The 6665-nt window shown below is 72.8% G+C and carries 7 protein-coding genes; 2 read left to right on the top strand and 5 right to left on the bottom strand.

Annotation, left to right across the window (positions count from 1 at the left end; genetic code table 11):
* The 4 genes from IE136_RS08870 to IE136_RS08855 form a co-directional block, all read right to left on the bottom strand.
* Window positions 1–225 (bottom strand): discoidin/SUN/FTP domain-containing protein (locus IE136_RS08870; RefSeq protein ID WP_189600000.1); only part of this gene is annotated, 225 nt, incomplete at its 3' end.
* Window positions 222–1499 carry a glycoside hydrolase family 16 protein gene (locus IE136_RS08865; RefSeq protein WP_158993007.1) on the bottom strand — a complete coding sequence of 426 codons (1278 nt, stop codon included), beginning with the start codon at window positions 1497–1499 and terminating at the stop codon, window positions 222–224. The genes IE136_RS08865 and IE136_RS08870, both read right to left, overlap by 4 nt.
* A 173-nt stretch (window positions 1500–1672) precedes the next feature.
* The gene (locus tag IE136_RS08860) at window positions 1673–2182 is read right to left on the bottom strand and encodes a DinB family protein (RefSeq protein ID WP_158993005.1); all 510 of its coding nucleotides are present in this window, start codon (window positions 2180–2182) and stop codon (window positions 1673–1675) included.
* 114 nt (window positions 2183–2296) lie between these two features.
* Window positions 2297–3061, bottom strand: coding sequence for an alpha/beta fold hydrolase (locus IE136_RS08855; RefSeq protein ID WP_189599999.1), 765 nt, complete (start codon window positions 3059–3061; stop codon window positions 2297–2299).
* Window positions 3062–3328: 267 nt separating this feature from the next.
* Here IE136_RS08855 and IE136_RS08850 point away from each other — a divergent pair, with 267 nt between their 5' ends.
* Complete coding sequence (locus tag IE136_RS08850; RefSeq protein ID WP_373309029.1) at window positions 3329–5830, top strand: SpoIIE family protein phosphatase; 2502 nt, start codon at window positions 3329–3331, stop codon at window positions 5828–5830.
* A 183-nt stretch (window positions 5831–6013) separates the two neighbouring features.
* Here IE136_RS08850 and IE136_RS08845 read toward each other — a convergent pair whose 3' ends face one another.
* Window positions 6014–6235, bottom strand: a complete 222-nt coding sequence (locus tag IE136_RS08845) for a hypothetical protein (RefSeq protein WP_158992999.1) — start codon at window positions 6233–6235, stop codon at window positions 6014–6016.
* A 169-nt stretch (window positions 6236–6404) separates the two neighbouring features.
* On the opposite strand from IE136_RS08845, the gene IE136_RS08840 reads away from it, so the two are divergent.
* A complete protein-coding gene (locus IE136_RS08840) occupies window positions 6405–6656 on the top strand; it encodes a type B 50S ribosomal protein L31 (RefSeq protein WP_158992998.1) in 252 nt (83 codons plus the stop codon).
* Window positions 6657–6665: the final 9 nt, after the last annotated feature.

Genomic DNA, 6665 nt, shown 5'->3' with positions numbered 1-6665 from the left:
GGTGCTGGACCAGCGCGTGCCGAGGCCGCCGTCGACGGCGCCGGCGGCCGCCGTGCCGGCGTTCTCCCGGCTGGAGGCGGTGGCCGGCCCGCCCTGCGAGAGCAGCACCGGGGCGGCCTGCGCGGCGGATGCGGGAAGCAGGGCGGGCAGCGTCGGGACGAATGCGGTGACGAGGGCCCCGGTGAGGCCCCCGCTGACCGTGGTGGTCATGCGGGGGTCGGTCATCGTGTCACGGTCCATTTCTGGTGGGCGCCGCCCGTGCAGGTCCAGATCTGCAGCCGGGTGCCGTTGGCGGAGCTGCCGCCTGCGGCGTCGAGGCACTTGTTCGCCTGGGGGTTGACGATGTCGCGGGCCGCGGGGACGGCCCACCGCTGGGCGGCGGAGCCGTTGCACTCCCAGAGTTGGACGACGGTGCCGTCCGCCGTGCCACCGGAGGCGACGTCGAGGCACTTGCCGAGCGCCCGGATCGTGCCGTCCGCTCCGACCGTCCACCGCTGGGCGGCCGTCCCGTTGCAGTCGTACAGCTGCACCGCCGTGCCGTTCGCGGTGCCGGCGCCTGCCACGTCGACGCACTTGCCGCCGATGCCGGTGATCGGGCCGCCGGTGGTGGGGGTGTCGGCGGTGGTGACGCGGACGTGGTCGACGACGAGTTGCCGCGGGAAGACCGTGGAGCCGTCTGGGTCGCCGGGCCAGTAGCCGCCGACCGCGAGGTTGAGGATCAGGAAGAACGGCTTGTCGAACACCCAGGTGCGGCCGCCGAGATCGGCGGGCGTACGGGTCTGGTAGACGGTCCCGTCGACCGACCAGGTGATCCTGCCCGGCGACCAGTCGACGGCGAAGGTGTGGAACGCGTCGGCGAAGGCCTGCCCGCCCGGGAGCGTGTAGCCGGCGCCGATGCCGCCGGAGCCGGAGTATCCGGGGCCGTGGAGGGTGCCGTGGACGGTGGAGGGCTCGAAGCCGACGTTCTCCATGACGTCGATCTCGCCCGAGTTCGGCCAGCCCACCTGCCCGATGTCGTTGCCGAGCATCCAGAAAGCGGGCCACATGCCCTGGCCGCGCGGCACCTTCATCCTGGCCTCGACCCGGCCGTACGTCGTCGTGAACCTGCCGGCGGTGTTCAGCCGGGCGGAGGTGTACTCGCACCGCCCGTACCAGCACTGGTAGTTGCCGGGGTTCTCCTTGCGGGCGGTGATGACCAGGTGACCCTGGCCGTCGAGAGCGGCGTTGCGGTTGCCGGCCGTGTAGTACTGCCGTTCGTGGTTGTTGACGTTGTCGCCGGTCTCGATCTGCCATTTGGCGCCGTCGACGGCGGAGCCCGCCGGCCCGTCGAAGTCGTCGGAGAAGGTGACCGCGGCCGTCTGCGCGGCGGGGCGGAACGCGGCGTGGTCGGCGCCGGACGCGTCGGGCGCGGGGCCCGCGAGACCGAGGCCCAGCGCCGCGAGGGCGAGGGTGGCCACGGCGGAGGACAGCAGGCGCCGTGGTGAGCGGGAGGCGTGCATGACTCTCTCTTCCGTCGGTGTGGGGGTGAACAGCTGAAAGTCATGCTCATGACATTCAACTCGGCGAGGCGTACTTTGTTGCACCCATGATTTAAGAAGTGAACTAATGGGGCGTCAAGAGTTCTGGTACATACCTGCTTGGTACACACCAGTTCCGCCGAGCACTCCGGCCCTCAGGCGCCCACGGTGCCGTCGACGCCCTCGCGCAGGAAGTCCGCGTGCCCGTTGTGGCGCCCGTACTCGAGCAGGACGTGCACCATCACCATCCGCAGCGAGACGTCCTCGCCCCAGCGCGGCTGGTGCCCGACGAGGTCCAGCGACGCGGCCTCCCGCTCGATCCGGCGGGAGTTCTCGACCTCCGCCTCCCACACCGCGAAGGCCTCGGCCCGCGTCGACCGGCTCGCGTCGTAGGCCGCCTGGAAGTCGATCGTGTCGGACCAGACCATGGGCGCCTCGGCGTCCTCGAACGCCCGCCGGAACCAGGCGCGTTCCACCTCGGCCATGTGCCGCACCAGCCCGAGCAGCGACAGCGTGGAGGGCGGCATCGACCGCTCCCGCAGCTGCTCGTCGGTGAGGCCCTCGCACTTCATCGCGAGCGTGGCGCGGTGATGGTCCAGGAAGCCCCGCAGGGTCTCGCGCTCCGTCCCCACGCGGGGCGGCTCCGGACGGTTGTCGGTGCTCACCGCGGTGCTCCTCTTCCCTGCCGGCTGTCAGGACCGGACCCTACTCCCGGCCGCCTCGTGCCGCGTCGCCGGGCAGCCCTTCCCGGACCCGCGCCGGTCGCCCCTGCGGCCCCCTCAGCCGGCGAGGAAGGCCTCGATCGCCTCGGCGAGCGCCCCCGGGCTCTCCTCCGGTGCGTGGTGGCCCGCCTCCGGAAGCACCTCGAGACGGGCGTTCGGGTACCACCGGAGCCAGGTGGCCTCCATCGCCGCGGCGCCCAGCGCCGGGTCGTGGGCGCCGACCACGAGCAGGACGGGGGTCGGGTTGTCCTTGACCCGGTGGTGGAAGTCGGTGCGGGACCAGGAGTCCAGATAGGCGCGGAAGGCCGCGGCCGAGGAGCGTTCCAGCGAGCGTTCGACGACCTGGCCCAACCAGGCGTCGTCGTACCGGCCGCCCGTGGTGGTGTCGATGATGACCCGTCGGTTGCCGGGATCCTCCGCGGCACCGGCGAACAGCTCCCAGCTCGCGCCGTCGAGGGGGAAGCCCGCCGCGGACACCGGCGAGATGCCGATCAGCGACCGGACCCGCGCGGGCGCGTCGAGGAGCATCAGCTGGGCTGCCTTGGCCCCCATGGAGTGGCCGATCACCGAGAACGCGTCCCAGCCCAGGTGGTCGGCGACGGCCAAGGCGTCCGCGGCGACCTCCTCCATGGTGAACGCACCCTCGGTGCCGATCGCCTCGCCGTATCCACGGCAGTCGAGGAACGCGTACGTACCGGCGTCCCCGTCGAGGTGCGCGCGGAGCGGATCGAAACTCGTGCGGTCGCCGAACCAGTTGTGCAGCACCAGCGCCCGCCGGGATCCGCTGCCCTGTACGTCGTACGGAAGAACCTGGCCCGTCATCACGCCCCCTGATCACCGTGCACGCTCGCGCCGACGATCGAGTCTCGCGAGCCACCGCACTCGGGTCAACCTCCCCGCGGAGGCACCTCGGCGCGTGTCGGCGCGTGTCGGCGCGTGTCGGCGCACCCGGCATCCGCGCACGCGCCCCGCACACCCGGCACACCCCGCACGCCTCGCGTGACGGCGGCGACGTTCCGTGACCGTGCGCGCCGTGCCCGTCGAGCGCGCGAGATGCGGAGGCCCTCGGTCGGGGAGCATCCTGGCTGTGTGACGTCGCACGGCGTGGCCGGCCCGGGCCCGTCGGCCGAAACCGGGAACACGCCCTGGAGAACGGACGCCGACGGGGGGCCTTTCGATGCGCTGCCGCTGGTGATGGCCGAGGCCGCGCTGCGCACGATCGAGGCGGTCGGCGGGTACGCGGGCGCGGTCTATCTGCGGTCCGGGACTCCGGGCCTGCTCCGCATGTCGGTCCTCGCCGGGCTGCCGGGCCCCCTCTTCCGGCCCTGGTGGCGGATGCACGTGAACCGGCCCTTCCCCATCGCGGAGGTGCACCGCTCCGGCCAGCCGGTGCACCTGGCCGACGCCGAGGAGGCCATGCGCCAGTTTCCGCAGCTCGTGGCGAGTCTCCCGTTCCCCTTTGCCTCCCTTTACGCGCCGATCGTCAGCGGCCGGGAGCGGTTCGGGGTCCTCGTCGTCCTGCGGACGCCCACCCCCGGCGTCCCCGTCAACGCCCGGGACCGCGGCAGGATGGCCCGGGAGGCCCGGCGGCTCGCGGCGGCCCTCGCCGATCTGGCCGCAAAGGGCACGACCGTCGAATGGCCCGGCGAACCGGTGTGCGTCCAGCTGCCCTCGGCCGGCACACCGCCCGTGCGGATCGGCTACTTCGACTGGGACCTGGACACCGGCGCGGTCACCGCCGACGCCGGGCTGCGGGCCATCCTCGGCGACGACGCCTCCTTCCCCGGCACCATCGACGCGCTCACGGAACGCCTGGCGCCCGAGGACACCTACGCGCTGTGGACGATGGCCCGGCGGGCCGCCGAGTCGGGCACCCAGGTGGCCCGCAGGCTCCGGCTGAAGGGGCCCGACGGCGGACTGCACCTGCTGGAGGTCTCCGCCCGCGCCAGCCCGAGCGGCCGCCCGGGTGTGCTCACCGGCTCCCTGGTCGACCTCGGCACCGGTCTCGTCGGCTCGGATGCCACCGACCGGCTGCCCCGGGCCATCCTGGCGATCGACCGGCTGGGCCGGATCACCTACGTCAACCACCTCACCGAGGCCCTTCTCGGCCGCCCACGCGGCTCGCTCGCCGGGCGGACGGTGTGGGAGGCCCTGCCCTGGTTCGACCACCCCGCCCACGACGAGCACCTGCGGGCCGCGCTGCTGGCCGACGAACCGGTCCACTTCCTGGCCCACGCCTCCGAGCACGAGTGGCTCACGGTCTCGCTCTATCCCGGCCACGACGGCGTGACTCTGGTCCTCGTGCCGGAGTCGGACCCCGCCTACCGTCCCGGGTCCGTGACCCGGCCGGACGCCGGCCTGGGCTCCCCCGCGGACCGGGCGACGGCGCTCTACCGGCCGGTGGCGCTCGCGATCGCGCTGACCGAGGCCGTCACGGCCCGCCAGGTGTCGGCAGTGGTCACCGACGAACTGCTGCCCGCGTTCGGCGGCCGCCAGCTGGCGATCTACCTGCTGAGCGAGCGCCATCTGTACCTGGCCTGGGAGACCGGGTTCCCGCCCGGCTTCCTGGAGCCCTTCGACGGCGTGGGCCTCGACGCCCACCTGCCCGGCGTGGAGACGCTCACCACCGGCCGCCCGATGTTCTACGAGTCGATGGAGCAGCTGAGCCGCGCCTATCCGGGCCTCCCCCTGGACGCGAACACGGGCGCCCGCGCGTTCCTGCCGTTGATCGCGTCGGGCCGTCCCGTCGGCTCCTGCATCCTCGGCTTCGACCGGCCGCGCGGCTTCAGCCCGGAGGAGCGCACCGTACTGACGGCACTCGCCGGGCTCATCGCCCAGGCGCTGGAACGGGCCCGGCGCTACGACAGCGAGGCGGCGCTCGCCCGTGGGCTGCAGGACGCCCTGCTCCCCCACCGGCTGCCGGTCCGCGACCAGGTCGACACGGTGGCGCGCTATCTGCCGGGCACCCAGGGCATGGACGTGGGCGGGGACTGGTACGACGTGATCGAGACGGGTAAGGGGCTGCTCGCCCTGGTCGTGGGTGACGTCCAGGGCCACGGCGTCGCCGCCGCGGCCACCATGGGACAGCTGCGCAGCGCGGTACGCGCGTTCTCCCTGGGCGGCCTCCCTCCCGAAGAGGTGGTCAGGGGTACCAACCGGCTGCTGATCGACCTCGATCCGGGGCAGTTCGCCAGCTGCTGCTACATCGTCCTCGACCCGGAGACCGGTGCCGTCCAGGCCGTACGGGCGGGGCATCCGCAGCCCCTGCTGCGGCGGCCGGACGGAACGGCTCGGGTGCTGGATCTTCCGGGAGGTCTCGTCCTCGGCATCGACGACGACGCCACCTTCCCGGTCTCCGAGCTGGTTCTGGAGCCGGGAGCGGTGCTCGCGCTCTACACGGACGGTCTGGTGGAGCATCCGGGCACGGACATCGACGAGGGGATCGAGCGGCTGCGGCGCGCCTTCTCCGTCTCGGGTTCGGTCGCGCTCGCGGAGACGGCGGACCGACTGATCCGCGACGCCCGCCAGGCCGCCGACCGCCCGGACGACATCGCCCTTCTCCTGGCCGCCCGCTGGTCCCACTCCTCCTGACCCCGGCCGGGGGCCGGGACGGCCAAGGGGCGTCTTGCGGGTCCGGCCGGATCAGTGAGCGGTGTCCGGTGCGTGCGATCGCAAGGCGGAGGGTCACCCTCGTACTGGGCGTACTCGGGTGATCCCGACAACGCGGCGGGCGTGCCAGGCGTCGCGGGCCAGGCGGGACTTCACGGACACGGCCTAGCGTCGGCGGTGGTAGCTGTCGCTCATGGTCGGCGGGACGTTGTGCATCGCGAGCGACGAGAACGAGGTGCGGTCGGCGCCCGCCTGCTCACGTCGCGCCTGCTCGATGAGCAGGCCGTCGGCGTTCTCGGTGGAGCCGCTGCCCCGCCGCGTCAGCTTCACCACGAGCAGCACGACGGCCGCGGTCAGCAGGCCGAGCAGCACCAGTACTGAGATCATGAGCGACTCCCCCGCGTCGTCGCACCCGCGTGCGATCTTGGCTCCACGCTATCGCGGGCGTGAGCGGAAGGGAACGCCAAGGACGTCACCCGGTCGGACCGTTGTCGCTGGTCGGTCCGACCGTGGGCGGGGAGGCTGGGCCCAGCAGCAGGCAGCCCGAGGAGGAGACGTGCAGCAGGACAAGCAGCCGGAGTACGGTCCCGTGGTCTTCCGCGACCGCTCCGCCGGGTTCGCCTTCCTGACCCGGTCCACGGCGAGCAGCGAGCAGACCATCGAGTGGGACGACGGCCGGACGTACCCCGTCGTCGACGTCGAGATCTCCTCGGAGAGCCACCCGTTCTACACGGGCAAGGCACGCACGGTGGACTCCGAGGGCCGCATCGCGAAGTTCGAACGGCGTTACGGCGACGAGTCCTCATGACGGGCGATC

The organism is Streptomyces lateritius (genome assembly GCF_014649715.1).
Lineage (GTDB): Bacteria > Actinomycetota > Actinomycetes > Streptomycetales > Streptomycetaceae > Streptomyces > Streptomyces lateritius.
The sequence above is the reverse complement of the archived record's forward strand: the minus strand, read 5'-3'. Positions and strand labels throughout refer to the sequence as shown.